This window comes from Mesorhizobium australicum WSM2073, from assembly GCF_000230995.2.
GTDB lineage: Bacteria > Pseudomonadota > Alphaproteobacteria > Rhizobiales > Rhizobiaceae > Mesorhizobium > Mesorhizobium australicum.
Window position 1 is genome coordinate 5,839,187 of record NC_019973.1, and the last position, 24,627, is coordinate 5,863,813.

General features: G+C 57.7%; 11 protein-coding genes and 8 pseudogenes. 10 read left to right on the forward strand and 9 right to left on the reverse strand.

Annotation, left to right across the window (positions count from 1 at the left end; translation table 11 throughout):
* Nucleotides 1-855 precede the first annotated feature (855 nt).
* Together MESAU_RS28085 and MESAU_RS28090 are read right to left on the reverse strand one after the other, a co-directional pair.
* The gene (locus MESAU_RS28085; protein WP_013533428.1) at nucleotides 856-2,016 is read right to left on the reverse strand and encodes an IS110 family RNA-guided transposase; all 1,161 of its coding nucleotides are present in this window, start codon (nucleotides 2,014-2,016) and stop codon (nucleotides 856-858) included.
* Between the two features lie 291 nt (nucleotides 2,017-2,307).
* Nucleotides 2,308-3,306 carry a succinylglutamate desuccinylase/aspartoacylase family protein gene (locus MESAU_RS28090; RefSeq protein ID WP_013533429.1) on the reverse strand — a complete coding sequence of 333 codons (999 nt, stop codon included), beginning with the start codon at nucleotides 3,304-3,306 and terminating at the stop codon, nucleotides 2,308-2,310.
* 642 nt (nucleotides 3,307-3,948) lie between these two features.
* On the opposite strand from MESAU_RS28090, the pseudogene MESAU_RS30685 reads away from it, so the two are divergent.
* Nucleotides 3,949-4,981, forward strand: a pseudogene (locus MESAU_RS30685) (IS630 family transposase); the annotation flags it as partial.
* Between the two features lie 169 nt (nucleotides 4,982-5,150).
* Here MESAU_RS30685 and MESAU_RS28100 read toward each other — a convergent pair.
* Complete coding sequence (locus MESAU_RS28100) at nucleotides 5,151-6,311, reverse strand: M24 family metallopeptidase (RefSeq protein ID WP_013533430.1); 1,161 nt, start codon at nucleotides 6,309-6,311, stop codon at nucleotides 5,151-5,153.
* Nucleotides 6,312-7,624: 1,313 nt separating this feature from the next.
* Between MESAU_RS28100 and MESAU_RS28105 the strand changes: the two genes are divergently transcribed.
* From MESAU_RS28105 to MESAU_RS28125, 5 genes and pseudogenes are all read left to right on the forward strand, one after another.
* On the forward strand, nucleotides 7,625-8,356 hold the full coding sequence (locus MESAU_RS28105) for an aspartate/glutamate racemase family protein (RefSeq protein ID WP_013533431.1): 732 nt from the start codon (nucleotides 7,625-7,627) through the stop codon (nucleotides 8,354-8,356).
* A 445-nt stretch (nucleotides 8,357-8,801) separates the two neighbouring features.
* Complete coding sequence (locus MESAU_RS28110) at nucleotides 8,802-9,638, forward strand: transporter substrate-binding domain-containing protein (RefSeq protein WP_013533432.1); 837 nt, start codon at nucleotides 8,802-8,804, stop codon at nucleotides 9,636-9,638.
* Nucleotides 9,639-9,690: 52 nt separating this feature from the next.
* The gene (locus tag MESAU_RS28115; RefSeq protein ID WP_013533433.1) at nucleotides 9,691-10,665 is read left to right on the forward strand and encodes an amino acid ABC transporter permease; all 975 of its coding nucleotides are present in this window, start codon (nucleotides 9,691-9,693) and stop codon (nucleotides 10,663-10,665) included.
* Between the two features lie 130 nt (nucleotides 10,666-10,795).
* Nucleotides 10,796-11,536: an amino acid ABC transporter ATP-binding protein gene (locus MESAU_RS28120; protein ID WP_013533434.1), complete on the forward strand. Its 741-nt coding sequence runs from the start codon at nucleotides 10,796-10,798 to the stop codon at nucleotides 11,534-11,536.
* A gap of 410 nt (nucleotides 11,537-11,946) precedes the next feature.
* Nucleotides 11,947-13,571: pseudogene (locus MESAU_RS28125) on the forward strand (MFS transporter).
* Nucleotides 13,572-13,613: 42 nt separating this feature from the next.
* Here the strand turns inward: MESAU_RS28125 and MESAU_RS28130 are convergent.
* A pseudogene (locus MESAU_RS28130) lies at nucleotides 13,614-13,927 on the reverse strand (integrase core domain-containing protein); the annotation flags it as partial.
* 255 nt (nucleotides 13,928-14,182) lie between these two features.
* Between MESAU_RS28130 and MESAU_RS30700 the strand changes: the two are divergent.
* Together MESAU_RS30700 and MESAU_RS31625 are read left to right on the forward strand one after the other, a co-directional pair.
* Nucleotides 14,183-14,644 (forward strand): annotated as a pseudogene (locus tag MESAU_RS30700) (IS110 family transposase); the annotation flags it as partial.
* Nucleotides 14,645-15,054: 410 nt separating this feature from the next.
* Nucleotides 15,055-15,315: a hypothetical protein gene (locus MESAU_RS31625; protein ID WP_041163552.1), complete on the forward strand. Its 261-nt coding sequence runs from the start codon at nucleotides 15,055-15,057 to the stop codon at nucleotides 15,313-15,315.
* Between the two features lie 407 nt (nucleotides 15,316-15,722).
* On the opposite strand, the gene MESAU_RS28150 is transcribed toward MESAU_RS31625, so the two are convergent.
* Both MESAU_RS28150 and MESAU_RS32475 read right to left on the reverse strand, forming a co-directional pair.
* The gene (locus MESAU_RS28150; RefSeq protein ID WP_013533436.1) at nucleotides 15,723-16,820 is read right to left on the reverse strand and encodes a DUF2817 domain-containing protein; all 1,098 of its coding nucleotides are present in this window, start codon (nucleotides 16,818-16,820) and stop codon (nucleotides 15,723-15,725) included.
* A 387-nt stretch (nucleotides 16,821-17,207) separates the two neighbouring features.
* Nucleotides 17,208-17,957: pseudogene (locus MESAU_RS32475) on the reverse strand (ISAzo13 family transposase); the annotation flags it as partial.
* A gap of 1,041 nt (nucleotides 17,958-18,998) precedes the next feature.
* On the opposite strand from MESAU_RS32475, the gene MESAU_RS28165 reads away from it, so the two are divergent.
* Nucleotides 18,999-20,675 carry a CocE/NonD family hydrolase gene (locus MESAU_RS28165; RefSeq protein WP_245262918.1) on the forward strand — a complete coding sequence of 559 codons (1,677 nt, stop codon included), beginning with the start codon at nucleotides 18,999-19,001 and terminating at the stop codon, nucleotides 20,673-20,675.
* Nucleotides 20,676-20,729: 54 nt separating this feature from the next.
* Here the strand turns inward: MESAU_RS28165 and MESAU_RS28170 are convergent.
* The 3 genes and pseudogenes from MESAU_RS28170 to MESAU_RS31390 form a co-directional block, all read right to left on the reverse strand.
* Nucleotides 20,730-21,403, reverse strand: a pseudogene (locus tag MESAU_RS28170) (IS6 family transposase).
* A gap of 184 nt (nucleotides 21,404-21,587) precedes the next feature.
* Nucleotides 21,588-23,018, reverse strand: a complete 1,431-nt coding sequence (locus MESAU_RS28175; RefSeq protein ID WP_013533439.1) for an amidase — start codon at nucleotides 23,016-23,018, stop codon at nucleotides 21,588-21,590.
* Between the two features lie 1,120 nt (nucleotides 23,019-24,138).
* Nucleotides 24,139-24,281: pseudogene (locus MESAU_RS31390) on the reverse strand (IS256 family transposase); the annotation flags it as partial.
* Nucleotides 24,282-24,359: 78 nt separating this feature from the next.
* Here MESAU_RS31390 and MESAU_RS31395 point away from each other — a divergent pair.
* Nucleotides 24,360-24,494, forward strand: a pseudogene (locus tag MESAU_RS31395) (IS110 family transposase); the annotation flags it as partial.
* Between the last annotated feature and the right edge of the window lie 133 nt (nucleotides 24,495-24,627).

A 24,627-nucleotide genomic window follows, 5' to 3' on the forward strand; every position in this document is an offset into this window, starting at 1 on the left:
ACGCTACCCTGTCGAGCGCATCGCGCAGCAGGGAAATCAGCTTCGATCCGTTGGCTGCGACAGGTTCAATAAGCCGCTCCCGCTCGATTATCCTCTGAACAGCCACGCCCGCGGCACAAGCCGTGGTATGGCCGGTGAACGTATGTCCGTTCTGCGGGCCTCCGTACACCGATCTGATGACATCCCCGGCTTTGCGGTTGTAAACGGCGGCTCCCAATTGGAGTCATCGATGTATTGCTCGCCATCGGCATCGAAGACATAGCCGCCCCGACCATGGCACCTTGGGCAACGCGGCTGCGGTAATCATTGTTGAAGGTCTTTACAGCCGCTGCGGCAGTAGGCATCACAAACCTCTTCTCAACAGAATGGTCAGACAGTGTGCCGAACCGCCTTCGAGCACGAGCTGTTGGAGATCCGGCTCCAGCACCTCAGTCCGTTGGCACGACCGCACGGCGACTCATTCACCATTCATTCATTCTGTCCTCCCCGCAAGCCATGGTTAAATAGACGCGGCGGCTCGTTTTTCTGGGATGAAGTTGCGCCTCGGTCTCGAACTTGGCAAACGGGTGTGTCAGGGCAACATTTTTAACTTCCCCGGTTCGGTTGTGCGGATCCCATGATCTGAGCCCGATTGCATGACGCGGCTCGTTACTCCGAGCCAGATCCAGCTTATATACGGTCGCTGTTCGAAACAGCGGCACCAACATCCCGCTTGCGGCGGACAAGGGCTCAAGAGGACGAGACCATTCTGAGACAACGACTTTTGAAGCCACGCTACGTGCCGGTTCGTCCACCTTGGATCCGCCAGGACTGATCAGGTCCTGGAAGATGGCAGAATTCGATGGGTGTGGCGCATTAGGCAACTGTCATGATCGCTCCCTCGATGACAACGCCGACATTGACGTATTTCCACAGCGCCACGAGCAGCTTGCGGGCGAGCGCGACGATCATCGTCTTCTTCAGCCGGCCGTCGTTCTGCTTCACCCGCTCCTTGAACCATAAGGTGAGCGCCGAGCGCGGCTGATGGCGCACCCATAGCCAGGCCATCTGGACCAGCGTCGTTCGCAGCTTCGGATTGCCGGATTTCGACACCCCCTGCTCGTGATCGATCGCCCCACTCTTCCAGGGCGTCGCCGCCAGGCCGGCATAGGCGGCAAGCTGTCGCCGGTTATCGTAATGGCGGGACAAACCTTCCGAGCACAAGACGGCGGTAAACTCCGGTCCGATGCCTTTCAGGGCAAGTAGCATCGCCGGGGCGGGCGAGACGGCCTGCTCAGCAGCAAGCATGGCGTCGCGCTCGGCCTCGACCGCCTTGATCTGGTCGATCAGCAGCTCGAGCCGGTCGAGTTCGCGGCCAATCTGTCGCTTCAGATGGACAGGCAACGGACGACCATCGCCGGTCTTCAGTTCCTCCAGCCGCTCGCGCCGGTCGCGGCGCAACGGTTCGTAGCCAGATATGCCTTGTGCAAACAGCAGCCCCTTGAGGCGATTGATATGGCGTGTGCGCTCATTCGTTAATGCTTTGCGCTCGCGTGCTATACGGCGGCGATCCTCTTCCTTGGGTGTGGGAACCCACAGCATCGCACACACGCGCGGCTCGCCCCGCTTGTAGGCGAGCAGCGCGCGCACCAGCGCCTCGCCGTCGATCTTATCGGTCTTTGCCCGCCGCCGCCTGCGCGAGGTCGCAATCGACGCCGGATCGACGACGTAGCTTTCGATCCCTTCGGCCTCCAGTAGCCGGTGAATCCAGAAGCCGTCGAGTCCCGCTTCTTGGATCACGATGATCGGAAGGTATGTCCCGCTTCGCGCCTCAGCCCTCCGCTTGAGCTCGGCGAACCGCGCCAGCAGGTCGGCGACGTCGCCCGCCGTCACCATGTGCTTCGACATCTTCTCTCCGCCACCCGGCAACAGCGACGTGATCAGCCATTTCGAGCGGCTCAATTCCAACGACACGAAAATTGCGCCAAGATGGGTGCGGATAGCGGTCGGTTTTTCCGGTTGGCGAGTGACTGGCAAGTTTAGCCTCCAAGGTGAGATGTTTTGGCGACCTCACTTTGCCACCGCGCCGGTCGCTATCCACCTCCTCATAGGATCTGAACAGTTCGCCTGTCAGTTCGTCTTCGCCCCGCACGATTCACTCCCACCTCTTCGTGGTCAGAGTGGATCACGAACCTGAGACCGTCGCGAGCCCTTTTTCAACAGCCTGCTAGTGCCGTCGGGATCGTCGAGCGGTCGAGCCACCAGGCGACGGTGAAGCCGGCGATCGCCGGATCGTTGGCTGCGATCGCGTTCCTGCGCTCGCGGATTTCAGCGATTTAACGGCCGCCCGAGGAGCGCTATAAATTCGCCGACCTCGACATAACTTCCGGATCGAATTCCACAGACGATGGATGTGCCAGGCGCAAGGACATCAATGGTGTCGGCCGTTAACGAGTCCATCGGGTATAGTACTCCGATTAGATCCCCCTGCTTAACTTCGTCCAACATCGAGCAGCGAGGTTCGAAGATGCCTCGCGCGGGCGAATACAGCTCGTCGGACGAGCGCCGCGTTTCAAGTGCCTGGACAGAGTTCTGGCGACGGAACGTCAGATAGTCAGATTTTCCTTCGACCAGTCCAAGCGCGATGAGTCCGTTGCGTACTCCAGCTTCGTATATTGCAAGAGCTTCGGCGCCAACCTCGCCGCCACCGAGTTCGGGGCAAATGAATACCTTGCCCTGATTTTGGGCCAAAGTATCGAACATTCCAGGCGTTTCTGGGTGTTCCCAGATCAACGTCATGGGTAATTTGAACGCCTCTGCCATTCTAATCGTCTTGGCCATGAGGCCGGGATCAGCTACGGGATGTGTCGTATTGACCAGAGGAAATTCCCAGCCCGGTCCGTAGCTGTGAAGATCAAAAATGGTGTCCGCGGTAGGCAACAATATCCGAGAAACCGCGTCCGCGATTCGTTCGGTTGCCGACCCGTCGGCACGGCCCGGAAACACTCGATTGAGGTTCAATCCGTCAATCGGTGTATTGCGGGTGAACGCCTGCACAGCCGGTGGATTGAGCACCGGTACGATGATGATCCGTCCACAGGTTTGCGCTTCGGGCAGCCACTCAATAAGCCGTCGCGCAACAATCGGCCCTTCGAGTTCATTACCGTGACATCCGCCGGTGATCAGGAGCCGAGGCCCCTCGCCTTTGTTGAGGCTGAATACTGGGAGCGAAAGAGCTTCGCAATCGGCGCCCTTTGGCACAACAAGATCCCCTTTGCTCACGCCGGGCTTTTCGAGGTCGAACGTAAGGTGTGGTGCTTCGCTCATTGTTCAGCCTTCATGGTGTCGTTTGCGAGACGAGACTTTCTAAATGACGTTGTGGCACAGGATGGCCCGACTAACGGATGGTACCTCGCGGCTATTGGGGTCGGCGTTTATCAGCGAGATATCGCGAAGAACGTGTATCCGAACTATGATCCGGCGCGGCGATCGACGTCAAATTCAGTTTGCGGATCGGCACTATCTCGTTTTGAGATAAAAACTCAGAGCGGCCGTGACTTGGAGGAGAATCGCCCCTGTGTCCGCCTACAAAGACCGGTACTTCTGCTAGGGTTGAGCGCGCGAAAAAGATGCAGTTTAGGGCTTGAAAAGGGCTGGCCATTCGGCCCTGGTCGACGGTCCAAATCTGCATGACCATAGCGTGCTGGAGGCTGGATGTGTTCCGACGCAGACACCGAGACAAGCATATTCGGCCCCGTTCCAAGGACTGCTTTGTGCCGCCCGATTCGCCCTGCACCGGCTATTGAAGCCCTAACCCCTACCTGTGTGATCCTCACCGTCTTCCTCCCATTCCGTTCGCAAGCGCGACAGAAAGTGGTCCAAAGCCGGGATGGTCAGCAGAAGCGGCGATCAGGCAATTTGGCAATCGTCTTTACCAGTCTAGGAGGGAACCATTATGGCTGACACCAGATGCGTGTAGCGAGGAGTTTGAGTGCCAAGTGCTTTGGCCGGGTTACGGCCGCCTCGGTTCTGAGCTCGGTCGAGCGGGAGTATCTGGAGCGGCAGGTCCGGCGTCGGCGTGTAGCGCGATCAATGGCGGAGCGGTGCCGGATCATTTCTTCGATGCGCTGACGGTGTCTCCAGCAAGGTCGTGCAGCCGAGTTGGGCGTGCACGAACACACGGTCGGCAAATGGCGACGACGTTTTCCTCAAAGATCGCGCCGAGGGGCTGCTGGACGAGGCCCGCCCCGGCTGACCCGGACGATCTACGATGATCAGATCGCAGCTGTAATCGAGCGGCCGCTACGCTCGAATCCTGATGATGCGACCCATTGGTCAATCCGCTCGATGGGCACTGCGACTGGCTTCTCCCATACGACGATCCGCCGGATATGGACCGCCTTCGGGCTGCAGCCGCATCGCTCGGAGACGTTCAAGCTGTCAAGCGATCTACTGTTTGTCGAAGTGTTCGCGACATGGTCGGGCTCTACCTGTCACCGCTCAACAGGGCCCTGGTTTTGAGCGTCGACGAGAACAGAGCCAGATCCAGGCATTCGATCGGGAGCAACCGGTCCTGTCGATGATGCCGGGCATGCCGGAGCGCCGGACCCATAGCTCTGTCCGACACGGCACCACCTCGCTGTTCGCGGCGCTCGATGTGGCGTCCGGCGTTGTGATTGGCAAATGCTACAAGCGGCACTGGACAACCGAGTTTCCGGACTTCCTCAAGCAGATCGACGCCAACGTGCCGCGCGATCTCGATGTCCACATATCATGGATAATTTATGCCCCCACAAAACCGCGCTGGTCAGGTCGTGGCTGGCGCGCCGGCCTCACTCCCATGTCTACTTCACGCCTACCTCGGCATCCTTGATCAATCAGGGTCGAACGCTGGTTCGCTGAACTGACCCGAAAGCAGCTGCGACGCGGCGTGCATACCTCAACCAGCCAGCTCGATGCCGATATTTGCACCTTCATCGAGCGCCACAATGAGAACCCGGAAGGCCGAGCAGACCTTATGTGGCGAACTTTAGATTCAAATGACTAGCACTGCAGAGCAGACCGCATCTTCCTCCGGATCGGCAGGTATCTTCGCATGGCGGATCGATTCCGGATGAACGCACGCATGTTTGGCCGTTGTGAGGTATCGAGTGCAGGAACGCGCACTCAAATTATGCATGAAAAAGCGTGTGAGGTGTGCTGCTTAGTATTTCCGTACCGTTATCTGTAACAAGAACATGCTCACTGGTTCCAAACAAGTAACCACTTTCACCACATAAAATGATTGGCATATGCAAGGTCATATTTGGCTCAAGAATGTCTTCTGCGCCGGGTTCAAGACTGATGTAACCACGCTCCAGCCAATTGATGCCAGTTTGATAGCCGACTCTGTGGTTAAGAAGCCCGGGACGGCCATGTCGTTTGAGTACCTCTCTGCCGGCCGCATCAACTTCGCCGGCTGTCGCGCCAGGCCTGATCGCAGAAATCACCGCCTCCAGAACTTCAATCGAGAGGTCGTGCAGACTTTCAGTCTCGGCGTGCCGACCAAGAATGGCGCTTCGCACGACGCCGCAGGCGTAACCGCTTTGATATCCCCCAAGTTCCATAAAGGCCGGCTCGTTGTTTCTGATCGCATTGTGCTTGGGGCTGCCGTGTGGAAGTTTCGTCCGCTCGCCGAAGACCAATGTTGAGGAAGCCGCCCTTACCTCGCCTCCGGCTTGCTCGACTTCGCGATCAATATTCGCCGCCACTTCGGCCTCCGAAATGCCTTCCCGTAGGGACTGATGGAAAACTCGAACAGCTATGTCTGTCATTTTCATTGCGGAACGCATAATTTCAAGTTCCATATCCGTCTTGACAGCTGCGACCGTCGCCACCAGATGAGACGCGTCAACGAATTCGATATCTGGAAGTTTCGCTTGAAGCGCGTAAACGTCCGCCGGTGCAAGATTCCAGCAGCCAAGCTCAAGGCCGACCCTACCCTTCAAGCCACGTCTCCGAATGGCATCCGCGCACACTGGGGCGAAATCAGTTTGTTCCCTGTAAGGAACTATTTCATCTACCCAGCTGCCTACACGGACACTTGCTAAGTCAAACTCTCTGACGACCAAGGTAGGCATTTGTCCCGGGATGAGAATCAATGGGAACGGCATGAAGTATGCACCACGCCCGTCGTATCCGCTAAGATACTGGAGGTTACCATGGGCGGTGACCAAAAGAGCGTCGAGGCTAGCTCGTTCCATCGCCTCGAATACTTTGTGCAGACGGCGTTCGTATTCGGTCCTAGGGAACGGAAGACCCGTCGACGGAACTGCTGAAGATGTATTAGTCATTAGATCACCTCAAGTGCTCACTGGTTGTCTAAAAGGCGCCCATCGGCTAACCGGAGCACGCAGACAATGCGCACGCGCGGATACCATCCGTCGTCCTATCGTGAGGATTGCTTGCACCGTCGGCATGGGTCAAATGCATTTTCCATATCGTAGTCATCTGGCCACGCGATGGCTTCATAATGTGGAATGTGAATCGCGCCGGGTTGATCGGGGACTCTAGCTCCTGAGAAGGTAGAGCCTGGCTGGCAGGACAACAAATAATTTTCTCCCGAAGTCAGGCCCGTGCGGTGCGGCTGGTTCTGGATAAGACGAGCATTTCCTCGCGCTGGGCGGCGGTCATGTCGGTTGCCGCCAAGATGGGCTGCACAGCGGAGACGCTCAATGAGTGGGTGACGAGGTTCGAGCGCCTGCGGTCCCACGGATGTCGCGATTAAGCTCAAGGCTTCGGAACGTGTGAACCGCGAGCTTCGAACCTATTTTTCCCACGATCGCCTTTATCGACGGTCACCGCAGGGGGCATGGGTCGAGCTGATTTTCAAGGTGTTGCCGGTCGCCCCGTCGGCCTGCCACCACCATTTCGCCAAGCCCATCGATCTCTCCCGCCTCTCGGCTTAGGCGAGAGGGATGAGGCTTTGTAGGATGAGGTGCGGCGCGTGTTTGAAGCGAGCTTCCGCGTCGACGGCGTTCGCAAGGTCTGGCGCCAGTTGCAGCGCGGGAGCTTCGATGTCGTCCCCTGCACGGTTGCCTGCCTCCACGCTTGCTCCAATCGCCGCTGCCGCCGCATGCGCTCAGGCCATGGACATGCCGAGCGAACGCATCGCGGCCGCGATGAGTATGGGTCCAGCGCATCTGCGGGGCTTCAGCATCAGTTCGGAACAGACATGAAGGTTGCCCATGTTGGCATAGCTGCCAGGGGCGGAGAGTATTCGCGCCTGGCGCAGAGGGCTGGCGACCCAATGTCAGACTCCGAGTTGATGCGAAAGACCAAGGCTTGTGGCGCTCCCGACGAGCTCGTCGTTTCTCCTTACCGACGTTGCTCTATTCCTGCCTATCAAGTCGACCGCGATTTTTCTGAAGGCATTGCTGGCCGCCAGAGGGCAACTGCCTGGCCCTCCTCCGCACCCGATCCTTGGTGCCATGAGCAACCGGTACATTCGAACCAATTCTCGGAATCCAATTGACTTAGAAACGTTTGTATGACAATGTCAATTCCTACGAACAAACGTTTGCTTTTCGCAAGTCGACAGCGACGGCATCGAGATTTGCCACGACCCTGCGGAATCTGAACCCTCTCAGTTTGAAAGGTGTCACTCATGGTCTTGCAAGGCCGCCGCCCGGTCCTCGGAATTCTTGAGCTTGATGAAGGACTGGCACCTGATGGCGCGTTCCTTATTGCAAGGGAGGGTTCTATGTTGCATCCAGCGACCTTTGATGGCCCGATCATCATGGAAATAGTGGAAGGCGCCTTCGCCGAGACTATTGTGCGCGGTGAGCCGTCTCTTAGGCTTAAGGACGCTTGTGTTGCTGCAGCGAGACGACTAGTCGAACGAGGCGCTGACGTAATCTCTGCTGACTGCGGTTTTTTCGTTCGCTATCAGGCAGCGGTTGCGGCTGCAGTCAATATACCCGTCGTGATGTCCAGCCTGCTACTCGTTCCGGCGTTGCTGCGGCAGCTATCGCCCGCTCAGAAGCTGGCGGTAGTAGCGGCTGACTCCCGACACTGCACCGAAGATCTGTTGGGGATAGAGAAGCCCGTCGATCGATCGAAAGTAGTCGTCGGAGGGATTGAAGGCGGTATGTTCGTAGGTAACGCGTTCGCGCGGCCATACATCCAAACCGATGTTGGACAAATTGAATCGGAAGTCGCAGCTTGTGTCGCGCAACTGCGCTCCGAACATTCTGAGATTGGAACCCTACTTTTCGAATGCACGGCTTTCCCGAGTATCAAAAACGCCCTACGCCGCATAACAGGGCTGCCGATCTACGACATCACGGACCTTTGTCGGCTGACGCTCGCGTCGGTTGCTAGCCCTGAATTGTCATGAATAACGATCAAGCTGTGGTTCCAACACAAAGCCCGCACGCCCATGGCAGTAAGCGGGATAGTGCGTCTTCGTGTTGTTCCCGGTGGGGCATTGGCACCGGAGTGCCGTTGTAGTGAGGGCGTCACCGGCAATCAGTGGGATTTGGAGCAGCAGCGGCAGTAGCCGCCGGCATCACACCTATTACCCACGGTAGCAAAGGCGGCCGGTCAACTCACATCATCTCAGACTCAGATGGCCACAATCGACAAACTGAATTTGACGGCAGCCACTCAGCGGTTTTGACTGACAAGGCGCTAATCGTTTCTGATGCACCAGCGCCATGCATATCTAGTCAACAGGAACGCCTGCCCGAAATGCAGGCATGAATGTAGTCATTGAGAGTACGCGCAGACACGACCTTGCTTCGCTAACGGGCCAAGAACGGCAAAAAAGATGGGAGAGACGGATGAATCGGCTTATAACGATGATTGCAGCTGCAGCCTCACTCGCAGTTGCGTCCGGCGGTAGCCCGTCCAGGGCCAACGCCGGCGAAGTTCTGGATCGCGTGCTCGCCACAAAGACGCTGACGGTGGCGGTGGGGCCGGATTGGGGACCCCTGTCCCATTTGAACGACAAACATGAGCTCGATGGTTCCGATATCGACCTTGCCAAGGCCATCGCGAAATCCCTTGGCGTGGAGGTAAAGTTCGTAACGACGAACTGGGATATGATAGCGGCAGGCAAGTGGCAGGGCCGTTGGGATATGGGCATGGGTCAAATGACGCCTACGAAGGAACGTGCCAAACTATTTGAGTTCGTCACTTACAGTTACATTCCAGAGGTAGCCATCGTACACAAGGATAGTAAGGCGACGAAACTTTCCGACCTCGACGGCAAGGTTATCGGTGTCGGATCGGGCGACGTGGCAGAGTCCTATGCCAAACATAACTTTACGCCCGGATGGGTCACCGCTAAACCAGTAAAGTACCAATTTACACCTGGCGAGCTGAAGATTTACCAAACGGACAGCCTTTTGTACGACGACCTTCGCCTGGGAGATGGAGTACGGCTTGATGCGGTGCTTAACTCTGATAACGGGGCTAGAAATGCGATAAAGGCCGGGTATCCAATTAAGATCCTTGACGAGCCGTTGTTCTCGGGGCCGGCTGCTATTTCCATTCTCCATGGCGACAAGGAATTCCTCGACAGGGTTGCGGCTGCCGTGAAAACGATGAGGGATGATGGCACCCTCGCCAAGCAGTCCATGAAATGGTTCGGCGCGGACTACAGCGTCGACAGATAATTGCAAAGCATAGCGGCCCCGCTGTCGGGGCCGCTCTTTGAAAGCGCTGCTCATGCTTTATCAGGACAACGTCGAGTCCGAGGTCCTCGTCCACAAGCCGTGGTTCGTTGCTTCAATTTTTGCCGTAGTGCTCGCGGTTTTTCTTATGTTCAATCTTACGGGCACCACCTTTGGCGAGCTCATGCGGCCTGTCATCGGCGACCCGGCGCAAAGTGGGATCTATGGTCGCTTCGCGATCGCGTTTGTGATAGCGATCATATTCTGTCTCAACATCGTTTTGATCGGTTTTGTTTCGCTGAAGGTGCAAATCGGTGTTGTCTGGGCCGAGCTACTGGTTCTGTTTCTTGCCTTCTTCAAGTCATTTAACCTGAGCATGCCCTTCATCTGGGAGAATTTACCATATCTGATCACGCAGGGAGCGGTTACGACGATCTATATCTCGGCGGTTTCACTGATATTCGCTTCGATCATCGCGATGATTGCCGCGATTGCAAAGCTTTCAAGCAATGGCTTCGCCTATGCAATCGCCAGTTTCTACACATCATTTTTCCGTGGCCTGCCGCTGCTGGTCCAGATTTACCTGATTTACCTCGGACTGCCGCAACTTGGTATCTTTATCAACGCCGTTCCTTCAGGCGTCTTGGCGCTGTCGCTTTGCACCGGAGCCTACATGACAGAAATTTTCCGTGCCGGTATCCAGAGCATCGACCGCGGCCAATGGGAAGCTTCGCGATCCATGGGTTTCGGCTTCGGTCTTACGATGCGTAGGATCATACTGCCGCAGGCGCTTCCGGTCATCATTCCCCCAATGGGAAACACGTTCATCTCAATGCTGAAGGACAGCTCACTCGTCTCCATCCTCGGTGTGTGGGAGCTCACGTTCCTTGCTCGCACACTCGGCCAGCCGACTTTTCAACACATGGAGATGCTCATAACGGCCGCAATTATATATTGGATTATGTCCATCTGCCTGGAACTGGTCCAGTCCAGGATCGAGCGCCACTTTGCTAGAAGCAAGGTGCGGTGATGGTCGTCAGCATAGGCAAGGTCACGTGAAGCACGCTCCAAAATTGTACGGCCCATCTAAGACGACTGTCGAGATAAGCTCCCCCGGGTCAAGTTCGGATCGGGGTTATCGGGCGGCCAGAGGAGTGGCAGTGAGTGATACAGTTATCGAAGCTAAGAACGTCTCGAAGTGGTACGGCACCTTCAGAGCATTGACTGACGTCAATCTCACGGTCCGCAAGGGCGAACGCATCGTTATCTGCGGCCCCTCCGGATCGGGAAAGTCGACGCTAATCCGCTGCTTTAATCGGCTCGAGGCGCACCAAGAGGGCGAGATCACTGTCAATGGGATCCGGTTGCATAACAAAATGCGCGACCTGGCTGAGGTTCGTACGAACGTCGGCATGGTGTTCCAGCACTTCAATCTCTTCCCGCATATGACGGTGCTGATGAACTGCATGGCAGCGCCGATGTGGATTAAGGGTATGTCAGAGGCCGAGGCAAAGAAGATCGCGCTAAAATTCCTCGAGCGCGTACGCATACCCGAGCAGGCGAACAAATTCCCTGGTCAACTCTCCGGAGGACAACAGCAGCGCGTCGCAATTGCCCGCTCGCTCTGCATGGAGCCTGCGGTCATGCTTTTCGACGAGCCGACCTCGTCTCTCGATCCGGAGATGGTCGCTGAGGTGCTCGAGACCATGACCAGTCTCGCGCGCGAGGGCATGACGATGGTCTGCGTCACCCACGAGATGGGTTTCGCGCGCTCCGTCGCCGATCGCGTCATCTTCATGGATGCAGGCCGGATCGTCGAGGAAGGCAAGCCGCACGACTTCTTCACCAAGCCTCAGCACGAAAGAACAAAGCTCTTCCTCCATCAAATCTTGTCGCACTGAGTTGATCAATCGGGCGGATCTGATTTAGCGACTATCAGAATTATCGAGAGACGAGCAACATAAGCAATATTAGTTGATTGCAACAGATCTCGGCCACAAAGCAACGGTCGCTTTAGCCAATCTTGTCATCTGAGTTTTAGATGAATCACATCGCCCAAACAGTATTTGAACACACCTAGCTCAAACGTCGTGGCTTCCGCCTAGAGTGAGATTCAAATTGCAGCGCCGTTGGAAAAACGACGGTGGATCGCGCTCGATGGTAGTACTGCCTGCGTTCATCGTTATGGGTGTGAGGCCGCTACCCTTGTGGGTTAGTGGGCGCGCGAGCGCGTGGCAGCTTGGCTTTAAGGGCGTGGCATATTTGGGTGCTTGTGAATTCGCGCCAGCAGTCGATCCCGAAAGCTTCCACAATGGCAAAGAGAACATCTCCACTCGTGCCGTTTCAACACAAGAGGTTCCGTTCTCTGTGGTCGGCTGCATTTGTTTCGAACCTTGGCACCCTAGTCGAGGGCGTGGCTGCTGCATGGCTGATGACGAGCATTGCCACGTCGCCTGGTATGGTGGCGCTCGTCCAGTCATCGACTACGCTGCCGTACATGATCTTTTCGCTCGCAGCGGGAGCGCTCGCAGATAACTCTGATCGCCGCCGGATTATGTTGACGGCTCAACTGCTGATGGTGTGCGTTTCCGCGTCTTTGGCGTTTTTGGCCTATACCCAGGCACTCACACCCTGGACTCTGTTGAGTCTCACGTTCCTGATCGGCTGTGGTTGGGCGTTGCACGACCCATCGTGGCAAGCTTCGATGGGAGATATCCTCCCTCGCGAGCACCTATCAAGCGCAGTTGCACTTAACGGCATGAGCTACAATCTCATGCGCAGCATCGGACCGGCCATTGGTGGGCTCATTGTAGCGGCAGCCGGTGCGGCCTTTGCGTTTCTTTTCAAATTCTTTTGCTACTTCGCCCTGATCATCGCGCTCTTGCGATGGAAAACTGTACGTGCGCGACAGCCGCTTCCGCGTGAGGCTTTCGGTAGTGCGATGGGCGCCGGCTTCCGCTATGTGCTGCTGTCGCCGAACCTTCTCAAGGTGATGTGTCGGAGTTTCGTTTTCGGTCTCACCGCCATCGTCATTCTGGCTCTGCTGCCGCTCATTGCCCGAGAACAGGTGAAGGGTACTGCCATAATCTACGGCGTGATGCTCGGCTTCTTTGGCCTGGGTGCCATTTGCGGCGCGCTTCTTATCACACGGAGCCGCGAAGTTCTCACCAACGAGTGGGTCATTCGTGGCGCATTCTTTGTGCTGGCGATCATCTGCTTCTTTCTGGCATCGTGCGAACACGTTTGGTTGAGCTGCCTTCTCCTCATGCCGGCTGGTGCGGCCTGGCTGCAGGCATTCTCGCTGTCCAACGTGACGGTTCAGCTTTCGGCGCCACGGTGGGTGGTTGGACGAGCTCTCTCCCTCTACCAGACGGCTACATATGGCGGCATGGCGGCGGGCAGCTGGATCTGGGGTGAATTGGCGGACATCCAGGGTGTTTCCGGGGCTTTGTTCGTTGCTAGCCTCGTTCTTGTCTTCGGGGGGCTGATCGGCATTCTTCTTCACCAACCGGATTTCGAAACACTCAATCTCGACCCGACCAATAAGTTCAGCGAACCGGCGCTGCAACTTGACCTGCGATCGCGCAGCGGACCGATCATGGCGATGGTTGATTATCGCATCGATCAGAAAGAAGTTCCAGAATTCCTCATCGTGATGACATCGTGGCGAAAAGCCCGACTCCGAGACGGTGCCAGGCAGTGGTCGCTGCTGCGCGACTTAGAAAAGCCCGGACTGTGGACCGAGTGTTACCACGTACCAACATGGGTCGAACATTTGCGACACAACCAGAGGCAGACCCATGCCGACGCTGAAATCGCAGCGCGCCTGGACGCACTGCACCAAGGCGATTGCCCGCCCAAATCCATCAAGATCGAACGGCAGACGTGCGGGTACACGACGACATGCCGCTTAAGCCCCACTTGGACAGGTCTTGAGCGAAAGGCCGGAAGCGGCGTCCCAAGTTCAACTTGCCAAGCCTAGGTGTTTAGTCCCGGCATTTGCTGGAGCGGATTGAGGGTGAAGCGCTCGGGCTGGGAAGCCCATGCCTTGCAGATGAACTCGTAGGGGGTGAGACCTTTGAGGTCTTGAGCCTGCGACCGAAGTTGTAGGCTGTGACGAACTCGGCAAGGTGCCGACGCAGTTGGTCGTGATCGTCGTAGTGGAAACGCTTGACCGTAGCGTCCTTGATGGTGCGGTTCATGCGCCCGACCTGGCCGTTGGTCCAAGGATGCTTTGGCTTTGTGGTTCGATGTTCGATATCGTTCCTGGCGCGGGCGAGTTCGAAGGCATGAGCCCGGAATATCTCGCCATTTGCGATCGCTTCCTTGATCAGTGGAACGGCCGAACCGCCAGCTCCTGGCGTGGTGAACTCGCTGCCATAGCACCTACCGAAGGAATGATGAGAGGCAACCGAGACATCGGTGCGCGCAGCTTTTTCGCTGCAGGCGCGCACCGATCGAGGTGGCCATGGCCAGTCGAAGGATCTCTTGAATGTGAATGTTCACAACCCATTCCGGAGAGACCGACCACGACCAGCCCAAATGTTATACCCGCCGATGCGGTGTTGGTAGCGATCGATATCGCCAAGGTCCGCAATGAAGTCCTGATTGAAGCCTCCGGCCACAAGCGCCGCAGCCGGCTGCCGGTTCTCAACACCCGCGCAGAGCATGACCGGCTGATCGAGATTCTGCAGGCGTATTGCCAACCGGTGGTCTGCGGCTTCGAAGCGACGGGCAATTATCATCGCCCTATCGCATGGCGTTTGGCTGAGGCAGGCTTCGAGGTGCGGCTGGTGTCGTCACTGGCGCTCGCCCGAACCCGGGAGGCCTTGCACAACAGTTGGGACAAGAACGATCCCCAGGATGCGCAGGTGATCCTGCACATGCTCAGGATCCAGGCGACGCAGCGCTATCACGATCCGCTGCGCGCCGGAATAAACAACGTACAGGAACTGTCGAAGACGCATGAGGCGATCGCCAGAGCCAAGACCGAGATCCAGCACCGCATCCGGGATCTTGTGATGCGATCTGTGTGCGGTGACCCGCTCCCGTGTCCAGCGATTGCCATGCCCGGTCACCAAGCCGTTGCGGTTGAGAATGCTGGCGATCAGATCATCGCTGGCGATCAGCACCAGTTGCCGGATGGCTGCGATGATATCGGTGGAGGTGCTGCTGCGCTGTCCGCGCCGGCGCTTCGGCAGGCGCAGCTCGGTATGGGTGCCGCCAATCCAATGGATCAGCAGCACGATCTCGGAGGCATGATCGTCGAAATTGGCGACCACCTTCTGAATGACCGTGCGCACGATGCGCTTCTTGAGCCTGGCGTCCGTCGTTGGCGCCGACCAGACAGCCTGAAGGTCTGTGGCCAGCGCCGTGATGCCGTTGCCAACACAGGTGATGGCCTTGGCGTCGCGGCATCATGCGCGGCGATCTTGCTCTCGATCTCACCGACACGGATGAGTGCCTGGTTCCAACTCGCGCCGCAACCGTACCGACCTTGCCGAGGCAGACCTCGGCGACCCTCCGGTCGAAGCCGGCACGCGCGACGCCGCCGGCGGCAGAACGGGCCGAGATCGTCGTCGATCGTCTCTACGCGAGAGCAGCCAAGCGCCGTCAGGCGATCGCGGGTCGCATACTGAAGCATGCTGCTCTCAGGATTGTGCAGGACCTGATGGGCTGACGACTGCACATACAGGATCGCTTTACGCTCCAAACGTCATTTGCCCATCCTGACCCGCGGGTCCTTGCGAGGATCGTGAGCGTCCGGGTGCGGGCGTCGAGATCGCTCCACGTCACTCTGCACATTTTCTCCTGTCACATCGCCGTGCGATCACGAAGCGGATGATGCGACCCATCGGGATCAATTGACGGGGTTGCCCTCGAAGTGGGCTAACAGGCGTCTGATCTCGCCTTCAGTTGATCGGAGGCCGCGCTCGCGGCGATGCGGATCCTCTCTTCCGCCGAATATTGTTTGCGGGTAGCGCGGCCGATGTCCTTAATGAATTTCTCCGCCGGCTCCTTCCGTGGCCTGTATGCGTTAAGCCGAGATTATCTCAATTGGCCCGGACGCCGGCCAGGCTTGGGAGATCATTTTCCTGACGCAAGTGCCTCGATTGCCTGTCGATGCACCTGGTGCGATCTCCAAGCGATCATCTCCTTCCAGTCTGACCCCTGCGGATAGTAGTGCAATTTGGTGACCTGCCGAATCTGCCGGCCCCGCTCGGAATCAACCTCTTCTGGCCGATACATGAATAACCAATGGTCGTCGCGCAGCACCGCCGTATTTAGTTTGTAAGTTCCAAATTCAAGAGCAATGTAGGTGTGCCGGCTCCCCAAGACACGCTCCCAAAATGCGTCTTGGGTCCCAGGTATAATTTCCGCGGAAGAATTCCCTACTTCGGGCGACGTTACAGACGTGCCAAAGATGCGGACGGCTCGCTCATAGCCGCTTAGTCCGGACGACTGCTCGCATTGCAGTTCCCCATAGCCGTAAGGGCCCAGTCCGGTGTGGTAATCTATGATGATAACCTCATCGCGGGCGGCTACGTTGAATTCGTTCGTTATTTCCTCGAGAGTTCGCCTGGCTTCGGTAGGCTCGGTTCCGCCGTAGAACAGGCCGCCCGGATGGGTGTATTGCCCTGATCCTCGCGCCTCCCGAAGTTTCAATTCGCCGTGTCTCGCTTGATATGCCGCGAACGCAATCTCAGCGCGCTTCAATCCCTCCTCGGAAATGTCCGCCGGAACGAAATGCCCGGCCAACTCCTCGTATCCAGGATTCGAGGGGAGCGGTTTGGAAAAGTCGACAAAATTCCGGTTGAGGTCAACCCCCTCCGCAGTAACTCGGCGATCCCAGGCAAAACCGTAGCAATTCAGCGCATGAAGGAAGAGCACGGCCGTGGAGTATGGGAGACGCTTATGAAATTTGGCTTCCAAGAATAGAAGCTGCGCCGCGGACCCGATGCAACCTTCTGGCCCGTGTGTACCGGAAACCAGAACCAAGAGTTTCTTGGCGTCTGCCGGGCCGAAATACGCTGCGTCCGTGTAGAGAGCCTCACCAGAGGGTCCGTTTGTACTGCATCGGTATGCTCGCGACGTCGGCGCAGCCGCCAGGAATTTCTGCCTGGCTTCGAAATAATCGTCAGAAAAGACAACGGAGGCTAGCTCCTTTGCGCTGTCAAGATTCATCGTGCTCAATCTCCCTGCTAATCATTCTGCGGCAGCAACTGAGACCCATGGCTCGATAGTTACCTCTATTTTTATGTGAGATGCCGGGGCTAAAACTTGCGGACAGTGACTATTTATCCGCTATCCTCACGCGCCGAAAGTAACGGAGCCGACAAGCTGATAAACTTTGTAGATGCCGCCAAGAACATGCTTTCGAACTATGACCCGTCGCGGCGATCGACGTCAAATTCAGTTTGCGGATCGACGCTATCTCGTTTTGAGATAACCTCAGAGCGGCCGTGACTTCGCGGTCCCTGCGTCCGCCTGCACAGACCGGTGCTTCTGCTGGGGGTTGAGCGGCGCGAAAAGAGCAGTTAGGCCTCGGCTCAAAACAACCGCTGCGATTTTAATGAGCAGGGTGGTTGCGCCCGGATACCGGCTCTTGCCCAAGGTGAGCCACCAGCGTCGAACGTTTCCACCGCGAAGGCCGGTATCGTGATCGGTGCCGAGATTGACCAAGCCGGCGTTGGCCGCGATGTCATAGACGCCATAGGGAGCGACCTTGCCGTAGTGCGGGGATTTCGAAGTCATGAAAGCGTACGGGCTTCGGATCGCCTTTGCGCCGCAGCTGACGGCCACCATTCTTGAAATCGCCAACCAGTTCCTTTTTTTTGGAATCGACAGAGACGGCCGGTTGGTTGCCATCCCGGAACCGTCTGATCTTCGCGTTGATGTGTTCAAACTGCCTATCACGGTCAGGATGGGCCGCGCGCTCCCGCGTCTTCTTGTTAGCATGAAGGCTGAAGCCGAGTTCCCGCAGTAACCGGCCTACCAATTTCCGGCTTGCAGTGAAGCAGCGCTCAGGCAGAGCGCACACAAGATGACGTTGGCTTCAGCTGACCCACAACAGGACCGCCTCGGGATCGCACGGATCGCCGACCGCACCAGTTCCCTGAGCGCCGCCAAAAGTCCAAGCTCAGTCTCGGTCTTCGGCTTGCGACCGCCTCCCGGTCGACGAATGCGTCCAGTCCAATAGGCACTGCGCGACGCAATTCCCGAAGAGTTCAGCCTCCGTTGCCGCAAACAAGCGTCGGGCGCGCTCATACAAATAGGCGAAAGCGTTTCAAAACGCGCCTTGATCGCGGCAATGTCTATCATCCGCTTTGACCAACTTCTTCGAATGACTGAATCCGACCATACCGACCGCGTCTAGCCCTCAGCCACGCTCTCGACAATCGATCAACCGGAAAGGCACAGCCTCACCTCAAATTCCGATTCGATTGTTTCGCACCGAGCCCATTAGTTGGCCACGAAAAGTAGCTCGCCGCGCCCCGTCGGCCGACCCCGGCCGGTGCGGCGTCGCCACCAGCGAGCATCGATCATAGTGCCGGTTGCGGAACCGGGGACAATGGCATGTGATCGGGCGGCGGCGCCTGCAATGCTAGGCCAAGCTAACGGCGGCCAGCCCGCGCCCTGCGGCCGAAGCGACGACAGCGTCTTAAAGTGATACCACTTCACCCTCCGCGCCAGACGCTCCAGCGCCGCATTCTGACCAACCCGCGCTGAAATCCGCCATTCGCCGGGCCAAACTGCACCGACCCGCCGATGCAGTCCATGAATCACAACCAGGCAATTTTGCATCGATCCCCTATAGGCGAGGCTGGCGGTGTTCAACCATCTAAGTTCTAGATGACTGCGATAATGATAATATTCTTGCCAACTCTTGGCCGACGGGACATGCCCTCTACCGGAACTTGGCCCTGCCCGTCATTCTACCGCAAGCATGGCGGAGTAGGGCCGGTCGCCTGTCTTGCTTTACCCTGGTCGATCGCGGGCCTGGATCTGGAGGTGCGTGTAACCGCGCATGAACTCGCCATACCGAGGAGGGACAGGATGGTCCAAAATGCACCATACCGGCTCCGTCAGCGCTTGACGGCGACCGCTGCGGCTATCGCCAGGTCCGCAAGCGCGGTCTTAGCCACCCCTACGGGCACGGCCGCCCAAACCCCTACGAGTGAGGCTGCCCAAACCCCTACGAGTGAGGCTGCCCAAACGGGCACTGGATGGTCGAAAACGCCCACGAATGAGGCTGCCGAAATTGGCACTGGATGGTTGAACCGGAGCGGGCAGACAGACCAGCCAGTGCCCCTTCCGAAGCCGCGTTACGAAGTAGATGTCGAGAAGGACGTCCGCATACCGATGCATGACGGCGTCGGTCACTATGCCGACATCTATCGTCCACGCGGGGTGGCTGGCCCGCTGCCGACAATCATGATCCGGACGCAATACAATAAGGCGGGCTATCTTCAGCCCAGTCCGTTCAGCCACCGCAGCGTGGCAGTCAGGATGTTTGCCGGCCAGGGCTTCGCGGTCGTTGTGCAGGACCTTCGCGGGCGCTTCCGTTCCGAGGGTACCTTCCATTTAGCTGAAAGCGATGCCATGGACGGCTACGACACGGTCGCCTGGATCGCTTCGCAGTCCTGGTCCAACGGCCGGGTCGGCGGTTACGGCTGCTCTGCTCTCGGCATCACTCAGGTGATGACGTCGCAACGGCGGCCGCCAGCGCTGAAGGCTGTCGTGCCGCAGGGAGCCGCTGGCGCACTGCGGTCGATGCCATGGGATGAACTGGTTTCCGGTGTTCACGATATGGGCTGCACACTGCAGTGGTTTCGCGAGTCGGCCAACCAGCGCCAAGAAGTGCTCAAGAAAGTTGATTATTGGGAGTTGCTGAAGACCCTCCCTGTTGCCGACTTGGGCGACCGGGCCGGCGGCCCGCCCAATGACTGGCGGGATTGGCACTCGCGTGAACTCGGCGGTCCTTGGTGGGGCAAGTTCGGCCTTTTCGATGAGTTCTCGCACCCCGATGTTCCGGCCCTGTTCGTCGATTCTTGGTATGACGGTACGGTTGGAGGCACGCTGGAATTGTTCGACAGGTTCCAGAAGCAGTCGTTGTCAGAGGAAGCGCGGCGGAATCAGTATGTGATCATCTCTCCCACCGGTCATTGCGAAAGCGAACAGGCCCCACCCTACATCGTGGGCCAGCGTGATGTCGGGGACAATCGGCTGGATTGGTGGTCGATCTATTTGCGCTGGTTCAATCATTGGCTGCGCGACGGTCAGGGCGGCTTCGACATGCCGCACGTCCAATACTTTTTGATTGGAGCGAACCAGTGGAAGTCATCCGACAGCTGGCCGCTGCCGGGAACACGCTTTGTGCCCTATTATTTGAGCAGCGGCGGTCATGCGAACACGAGCAAGGGTGACGGCCGGCTATCCACGGCGGCTGCGTCGGGCCCGCCTGACCGTTATCACTATGATCCTGCCGATCCCGTTATCAGCCCTGAGCCCTTCAGAGTCCCCCCGGGTCCGGGCTGCCCTGCCGAGCTTGAGTCCGCCAGCGTGTCAGTGGACCAGCGCCAGACGGATCTGCGAGACGACCGGTTGGTGTTCACCACGGAGCCGCTTCGTTCAGGCATCGAGGTGACCGGTCCGCTGCGCGCCGTGCTCTATGTGTCATCCTCGGCGGTGGACACCGACTTCGTTGTGCAACTGAGTGACGTCTATCCCGATGGGCGGGTCTACAATCTCAGGACCGGTATCGCGCGGGCGCGCTACCGTGAAGGCTACAAGCCGTCTAAATTGATGATCCCAGGCCAAATCTATCCCATAGAGGTGAATCTGCATGCGACCGGCAATTACTTCGCGCCTGGCCACCGCATCCGCGTGCAAGTGTCGAGCAGCAGCTTCCCGCATTTCGGCCGAAACCTGAATACAGGCGGTAACAATTTGACGGAAACCAGGTGGGTCGTGGCAGAGAACACTATCTACCACGATCGCGACCATCCCTCGCAAATCATCCTTCCAATCGTGCCGTGAGGGGTTTTGTCCAACGGCTGAATGGGAGCGCAGGGAGGTCTGACACGAGGCCAATCACGCGGCATGGATTTGGAACTGCTCGGCCAGGGATAAATTCGGATTGAAGGCGAACCTCGCCTGTTGCTCACGCATCATGTCAACCATTTCAATGCCGTTTAGGGTGATCGCGGCTGATGCTGGTGATTTGAACCCGAGCATTGACCGGATGCGGCGCTTTATGCACCGATGGTCCTGTTCGATCCGCTTGTTCAGGCATTTAGTCTTGCGACTCCGGATCGGCTTCAGCCGACGCCCGGAACGATCCTGCAAGCGATTTGTGACGTCACAGGAAACGATAACCTCCTGATTGGTCTTGCTACCATCGATGACGACGTGGACGGGCCGGCCATGATGTGCCAGCGCTTTTTCTGAAGACCCGGTGGGCCGAGAACAAGTCACGATGCTCGCTGAACAGAATTCGACTGCGTCGCCGACACTGTCGATGGCGCGGTAAAGATGCATCCGTACGTCTCGTCGACTTGCCACTTCCCCGTCACGCTACGCTTGGGCCGATCGAAATGCTCCAGCAGTAGCGTGCGAACGGTCAAGCCGCAAATGGTCATCTGGTCGACGGCAATCCTCCGCTCGGCCATCATCTCCTCAAGATCACGCAGGCTGAGATTATAGGCCAGGTACCAGCGCACGCAAAGCAGGATCACTGCCTGGTCGAACTGGCGACCCTTGAACATCTAGTCCTCCGAAAATGTCGATGGGTAATTAAAACGTTGCAACACATCCTTCCTGCTTCGGATTGACCGCCGAGACGCCTGTCATACGTTGCGTCAGATCGCTTATTTCCGTGCGTCAGTCTATTCGAAGCTTCGATTACGGAACATTGCTCGAATTTCAGAATTGAAGCATGTGAGGTGATAGTCAGCTGTTTCCTGCTCGAACCGTTGGTCGCCGGTCGCCCCAGGGTCTGGCGTCTTCCAGATCGCGTGCGACACGGACGAGTGTGGCCTCGTCGCCAAAGCGGCCAACGATCTGAATACCGATCGGCAGCCCGCTGGCGCTCTGTGCCAAAGGCAAGGACACCGAAGGTTGTCCGGTCACATTGAATACGCCAGTATACTGACAAATCGCCGTATCCGCTTCCACGTATTCCTCTGCAGAGACCGCAGGATTCGTGGCAGAATAGATGCCGCCATGCGGCACGGCCACGATTGGCATTGTCGGGGTCAGCAAAATTTCGAACGCATGGATCGCCTCGCCCACGCGGAAACGCATTCTCCGGAGTGCCTCTTGTACGTCCGCCGCTAGGGAAAGAGGCAAGTCTCGGCAAAATTCATACCGTTTTAGGTTGGCCGGCTCTAAGGTGTTCGCGGTGATGCTGCGCCCCATGGCCCGCGCCGCTTTTTCGAGCCCACTCGCAGTCGTCGGGTCGAGATATAGGCTGCTGTATTCGACCGGCTCATATGGCGGGTCGATGTCTTGTACCGTGTGCCCCATCTTCTGCAGAAGCGTTGCCGTCGACTCGACAGCGCGCAGCACTTCCTGATCAAGATTGACCGCGCCCCAACTCGTTCTCGCGACCCCGACCCGCAGACGGCCCGTGGGCTTTAAGAGTTCGTCCACATAGGGACGGTTCGGTTGGACGATGATAAACGGATCGCCGGGATGGGGACCGGAAAAGACGTCCAGCGCCGCGGCCATGTCGCGGACTGTTCGACACAGAATAAACTCGCGGGTGAGACCATACGAACGGTCTTGATTGTTGGGACCGCCTGAAACACGTCCCCTGGACGGATTAAGTCCGACGAGGCCGCACCATGACGCGGGGATGCGAATTGACCCGCCGCCATCACTGCCGTGGGCAATAGGTGTGATGCCGGCGGCCACAGCCGCTGCCGCTCCCCCGGAGGAGCCCCCCGCGGCGCGTTCCAGATCCCATGGATTGCCGGTGACGCCACTGAGAATGGACTCTGTCATTACGGAAGAGCCAAGCTCGGGAGTTGTTGTCCTTCCTATAGTTCGAAGCCCGGCCTCCCGAGCGCGACGAAAAAAATAGCTGTCGGTATCGGGCCGGCAGCCTTTGAACAGTCGGCTTCCTTTTTCCTGGAGGCGGCCAGCTTCGGCGGCACCGATATCCTTCCGAAGGAACGGCACGCCATGGAAGAGCCCTCCGTCCGCGCCGGCAACGGTTTCAGCATCTTCGTAGAATTCCATCACAGCGTTGATCTGCCGATTGACCTCGTCGTGCGCCTCGCGGGCTAGCCGCATCAATTCCGAGGGCGTCACTTCGCCGGCAGCGACAAGAGAGGCCAAACCGGTGGCATCGTACTCTGCGTATTCACTCACCCTCATTGCAGCTATCCTTTCTCCTCTGCCTCGTGTCAGCGAGAGAGGGCCGTGGCACGCACAGCGCGGTTTGAATTTTCAATTAGTACTAAATCCAACTGGAAAACAGCGGTCGTTTTCCAATGGTAGTGGAGTGCAAATCTCAATTTGGACGACACCCACAATCGATCTCGCGCCAGGCCGCAGTCAAATACAGTTTTGCGATTCGATTCATCTGAAATTCAGATCGCAAATCGACTATAGCGCCCTGTTGCGGATCCTGGGCCTGGTGATGGGGATCTGTCCAAACTGTTGGATCACCCCGATGAGGCAGGAAGAGAATAAGCAGAGAACTTTGAGAGGGTACGAGGGAGTTTAGGACGGCCGACGAAACGTTGAATCTCCCGTCTTTGCGGCCGAGATTCAGCGACTAACGCCAACCTGGAACTGATGACCGTGCACCTGCTTCTCATAGCTCTGCGTGTGAATCTTACGGATAGGCCGGTGCTGAGCGACAGGCAACTCACGGCCGGCCGCGGCTGCGGCCATAATAACGTCAATACTTTTCGGGTCGTCCCATCGAACCGGTCCATGGTGCTGGTAGTCGAGGTCTGCTTCCTTGCAAGGACAAAATTGGAGTTGACCCCTGCTGCCACTCTCACCTCAGAAGCCGGCGGCATGTCTCGGCTCCATAAGGCAGCACCTCAGCGGCCAAGGCGACGTGATTCAGTTTGGCAGCGCCATGTTGTCAAGTTCACGCGACAGCCCTGAGGGTGAGAGGAAATCGAATTCGACGCTAATCCGGCTTTAGCCCCTCAAGACCTGCTCAATGAACGAGCCAGGCCGCGTTGACTCAAACGAAACGGCCACCAGGAAAACGCGGCTAGGTTCATACCGATTTCAATGGCGAGTTCGCAATGTCTAGGGCCATGATTTTGGCGAACCAGAGCCGATTGGCTGAGTTACTCGACCATAATCCGAATGGCCCATCCTATTGAAGCCTTAGATGATGGCTTACGCGTAGAAGGCGAAATACGGCGGCATGGGGAGACGGTAATCACTGCGCATTATTTGCCATCATGCCTGGTGCCGTAGCGGATCGTGTTGGAATTCGGCGGAGCAGCCTCGGTAGGTTGAGATTATCGGTTCATGCGGCGAGGTCAATCTGTTGATCGAGCGGCTTGGCGGGGAGCGTGTGCCAACCGTCGATCTTTCGCATTGAGATCTGGCCGGCGCCATCAACGCCCATAACAACATTGCCGCCGTTTCGGCCGAAGGCAGCACGGTCTGTTGGTGTGGACGGCCCCCAGCACGGCATCGATCTGCCAGAGTGAGGTCGTTAAAGATCTCAAGCAAAGGAGGCCGTCCGTGGATCAGATTATTCGAACTGGGATGGACACGTCAAAGCACGTGTTTCAGCTGCATGGGGCGAACGCCGCTGAAGAGCCGACATTGCGCAAGAAACTTCGACGCAAGGAGGTGGTGGCCTTCTTCGAGAAGCTGCCGCTCGGGTGCCTCGTTGCGGTCATGGATGATTGAGTTCGCCGTTTCGGGTGCCGGTCAAGGGGGGCGCGGCTTGCTTTCGCATGCTGTCACCCTGGAGCACGATGCGGTGGGCGTTGTGATCGAGTCTGTC

Excerpts from the sequence above, each read along its gene's own strand:
- MESAU_RS28165 (WP_245262918.1), top strand. The coding sequence starts at position 18,999 with ATGCATGACGGCGTCGGTCACTATGCCGACATCTATCGTCCACGCGGG.
- MESAU_RS28105 (WP_013533431.1), top strand. The coding sequence starts at position 7,625 with ATGGTCTTGCAAGGCCGCCGCCCGGTCCTCGGAATTCTTGAGCTTGAT.
- MESAU_RS28175 (WP_013533439.1), bottom strand. The coding sequence starts at position 23,018 with ATGAGGGTGAGTGAATACGCAGAGTACGATGCCACCGGTTTGGCCTCT.
- MESAU_RS28115 (WP_013533433.1), top strand. The coding sequence starts at position 9,691 with ATGCTTTATCAGGACAACGTCGAGTCCGAGGTCCTCGTCCACAAGCCG.
- MESAU_RS28090 (WP_013533429.1), bottom strand. The coding sequence starts at position 3,306 with ATGAGCGAAGCACCACACCTTACGTTCGACCTCGAAAAGCCCGGCGTG.
- MESAU_RS28100 (WP_013533430.1), bottom strand. The coding sequence starts at position 6,311 with ATGACTAATACATCTTCAGCAGTTCCGTCGACGGGTCTTCCGTTCCCT.
- MESAU_RS31625 (WP_041163552.1), top strand. The coding sequence starts at position 15,055 with ATGCGCGGCGATCTTGCTCTCGATCTCACCGACACGGATGAGTGCCTG.
- MESAU_RS28110 (WP_013533432.1), top strand. The coding sequence starts at position 8,802 with ATGAATCGGCTTATAACGATGATTGCAGCTGCAGCCTCACTCGCAGTT.
- MESAU_RS28150 (WP_013533436.1), bottom strand. The coding sequence starts at position 16,820 with ATGAATCTTGACAGCGCAAAGGAGCTAGCCTCCGTTGTCTTTTCTGAC.